Source organism: Bartonella queenslandensis AUST/NH15, assembly GCF_000312585.1.
Lineage (GTDB): Bacteria > Pseudomonadota > Alphaproteobacteria > Rhizobiales > Rhizobiaceae > Bartonella > Bartonella queenslandensis_A.
The window spans coordinates 1-3,837 of record NZ_HE997995.1 but is presented as its reverse complement, the minus strand read 5'-3'; the positions used below and the strand labels follow the sequence as shown (position 1 = coordinate 3,837).

The 3,837-nt window shown below is 38.1% G+C and carries 3 protein-coding genes; all 3 read right to left on the bottom strand.

Annotated elements, in window-relative coordinates; genetic code table 11:
* Positions 1–334: 334 nt before the first annotated feature.
* A complete protein-coding gene (locus tag BN338_RS03415; protein WP_039759098.1) occupies positions 335–1,906 on the bottom strand; it encodes a DHA2 family efflux MFS transporter permease subunit in 1,572 nt (523 codons plus the stop codon).
* 27 nt (positions 1,907–1,933) lie between these two features.
* Entirely contained in the window at positions 1,934–3,025 is a 1,092-nt protein-coding gene (locus BN338_RS03410) for an HlyD family secretion protein (protein ID WP_039759097.1), read from the bottom strand.
* Between the two features lie 155 nt (positions 3,026–3,180).
* Positions 3,181–3,573 (bottom strand): Fur family transcriptional regulator, encoded by a 393-nt coding sequence (locus tag BN338_RS03405; RefSeq protein WP_039759096.1) that lies wholly within the window; start codon positions 3,571–3,573, stop codon positions 3,181–3,183.
* Positions 3,574–3,837: the final 264 nt, after the last annotated feature.

The window sequence follows — 3,837 nt, the reverse complement described above, 5'->3', positions numbered from 1 at the left end:
TAAAATAGGGGGCAAAATAAATAGCAGGAACAAATATTCTTTTAATATTTTTTTCCACTCTATGATGAAAAATCAAAAATCTTATAAAAATAGTTGCTTCGTTTTTATGGTGTGCAAGTAGTTTAGATGAACTCTTTGTTTGTTATCATCTCCTCTAAAACAAATTTTTATGTGAGAAGTTATTTTTTATGCCTAAATAGCTATGCATTGAAAATAATTTTTATCAGAAAAAACCGTTTAGAACTATATGTTGGATTCGCATTGTTTGTTGAGAGGCAATAGGATCATAGAGAATAGAGGGAAGCCATAAAATACTTCTCACTTTAGATTAAGTTTAGTGATTGGGTGGCGAATCCATGAGAGGTGGTATTTTTTTGAGAAAAATGGTCATGAATGCCAGAGTACCAAAGATAACGGTTATGATAAAGAAAATATCACTCAAAGCCATAATCGTTGCTTGTATGCGCACCATACCAAACAATTGAGAAAGAGCAAGCGTATACGAATCAAAGGTTTCTGTTTTGAAGAATAAAGTAAACTTTGAAAGCATTTCAGTTGCTTGTCTGTTTGCGTGGTTGATTGTTTCGGCTATTCGTTCATAATGGAAGTCTGTGCGTTTTGTCATGAGAGTGCTGATAATGGCAAGTCCTACAGCTCCCCCTAGATTCCGTGTGAGATTAAAGAGTCCAGAGGCATTTTGCATGCGTTCGGGTGGGAGTGTTCCTAAGGCAATATTATTAACAGGAACGATACATAACATTACAGAACTACCCCGGAAAACTTGCGGCCAAAAGAGTTGCCAAAAATCCCAGTTGTCTGTGATAGAACTCGCCATCCAAGTTCCTATTGCAAAGCCTAAAAGTCCTATCGCCATCATCAAACGCGCATCCATTCTTGCAGAAAGATATCCGGCAAGAGGGGCTGTTAATAACATGACAAACCCTGAAAGAAACAATGTTTCTCCAATCATGAGGGCATCATAATGGCGGATTTGGCTCAAATAGACAGGATAAAGATATGTAAGACCATAAAGGCCTATTCCCAAAGAAAAGGAAAAAATGGAGGCAGCAGAAAAATTAAAATTAGAAAAAGTCGTAAGATCAACAATAGGCTCTTTTGCCGTAAATGCGCGCCAGAAAAAGAGGGCGGCAGACAAGATCATGATAATGAATAAGTTTCGAATCAGTCGATCATTCAGCCAATCATGACGTGCACCCTCTTCTAGTACATACTCTAAAGTTCCTAGAAAAACAGCCATAGAAATGAGCCCCAACCAGTCAAATTTAGCCATGAGAGATGAATTTGCTTTATCAAAATTAATCAATTGCCAAGCGAGAATTGAAATAATAATCCCAAAAGGTACATTGATGAGAAAAAGCCAGTGCCATGATAAGATATGACAGAGATAACCCCCGACCGTTGGACCAATAGTGGGGGCTAATGTTGCGACTAGTCCAACAATAGGGGTAACAATTGGGCGTTTGGAGGGAGGAAAAAGAACATAAGAGGCGACAAAAACGCTTGGGATAATTCCTCCACCAATAAAACCTTGCAATGCACGGTAGATAATCATCTCTCCAATCGATGTTGCTGTTGCACAAAGAACAGAAGTAATCGTAAACCCGATCGCTGATATGGTGAAGAAAACACGTGTTGAAAGCAATCTTCCTAAGAATCCAGAAAGGGGTAACATGATAACTTCAGCGATGAGATAGGAGGTTTGAACCCATGAAATTTCTTCAGAGCTTGCAGCAAGACCCGCTTGAACTTCGGCTAAAGAGGAGGCAACGATTTGTATATCCAAAATCGCCATAAACATGCCAAAAGCCATAACGATGAAAATCACAATGTTACGGATTTCTATACGCTTTTGAGACTGTATGGGCTTTGGGCTTGAAGATGTCATAATAATTCGGTCATTTACTTGTTATTATCAAAGACTTTTATCTTGTGGTTTTGTCCGTGTATCAACTTCTACTGAAACACTCATTCCTGCTCGGATATGTCCGGTTTTTAAGACTTCTTCTGGAATAGAAATACGTACGGGAATGCGTTGGACAATCTTTGTAAAGTTACCGGTAGCGTTTTGTGGAGGAAGAAGAGAAAAAACAGCACCTGTTGCGGGCGAAATAGAAAGGACCGTTCCTGTAAAGACCTCATTTTTAAAGGCGTCTACAGAAATATAAGCCTTTTGTCCCGCATGAATATTTTGCAACTGTGTTTCTTTATAGTTTGCTTCAATATAAAGTGCATGGATGGGGACTAATGCTGCAAGACGCTGGCCATTTACAACAAAATCTCCCGTTTTTGCTGTTAAATTTCCTATAATTCCATCAAATGGCGCGCGTATAATGGTTGAATCAAGATCACGTTGTGCTTTTTCACGCGAAAGTTCTAAACTCTTTGTTTGGCTTTCTGTTTCACTTCGTTGTGCTTCTAGCACTTGGATATTTGCGCGTGCTGAAGCGATTTGTGCATCCGCACGGTTAACATTTGCAATAGCTTGTTCATAAGCTGATTTGGCATCATCAACATTCGATTGAGGAGCATAACGATCGGCTTTCAGTTCTGTTACACGTTTTAAGGTGAGTTGTGCATTGGTTGCTATGGCTGAAGCGGCTGCTTTTTGCGCTTTTGCATCATCTAAAGCACTATGCGCTGCTGTGATTTGTGCATCAATGCGTAGAAGTGTTTTTTTCTGTGTGTTAAGACGCGCATCTGTTTGATCCAAGGCTATTTGATAATCACCATTGTCTAAGTAAAACAAAATATCGTCCTTTTTTACGACTTGGTTGGCTTTAATAGCAATTTTTTCAATATATCCATTTAATTTAGGCGCAATAGCGGCGATATCTCCTTGCACATACGCATCTTCAGTGGCCAGCATATAACGCCAATGCGTTATCCACTTATAGCCAAACCAAAGTACAAAAAGTGCAAAGACAACAAAAAGAGCCTTGATTATTTTTTTTTGTTTCATTTTATCGAGATTTTTTGTTGAAGAAATTGTCTCAGATACGGACATGATTTACACTTTCAATATTTACATTCCAATGCATATAACAAGCCCCTCACTTTAGGGTAGGGTGACATACATGCAAGGGCGATAAGAGCTTTTCAAACAATAAGTCAATTTTCAATACATAATACTAAATATACTAAGCTTGCAAGTTAGAGGCCTTACTTTGTTATGCATTTTTTACAAAGTCCTCGTACTTCTAGGGTGCTTTTGTGTGCTTGGAAGTCAACCGCTTGAACCATTTGTTTTAAACTCGATACAATTGTTTGATTTTGTATTTCATTGACTGTGCCACAGTTTTCGCAAATTATGAAAGTTGTAAGTTCGTGTTGGCATTTTTCAGGATGTAAACAGACCATAAAGGCATTGACACTTTCAAGACGATGAATACACTTTAATTGTACGAGTTTTTCTAACGCACGATAAACTTGAAGAGGTGCACGAAAACCTTCTTCGCGTAATTGGTCAAGAATCGCATAAGCACTTAAAGGCCCTTTTGCATTTTTTAAAGTGTTCAAAACCAATGTTTGGTTACGCGTTAGTTTAGATGACATTGACATCTTCCTTTTGCTTTCATGGAAAAGCATAAAGTGTGTAAGATTTTTATGCAATGATGATTATAGAATCTGTAGCCTGTCTTTAAATCTTTTGTATGATGGGTGTCGTGATATTCTAAGGAGAGTTATAATCGTTGTGAGAGGAAGGGGGCTATGATCTAAAGGCAGCCATTATTTTGCAAGAAACTTTCATGCAATTCGTCTTTATGAGAGAGGTCTGCTTGTTTATGTTTTTTTAGAAGCGTACTGTTTATTTTTAAG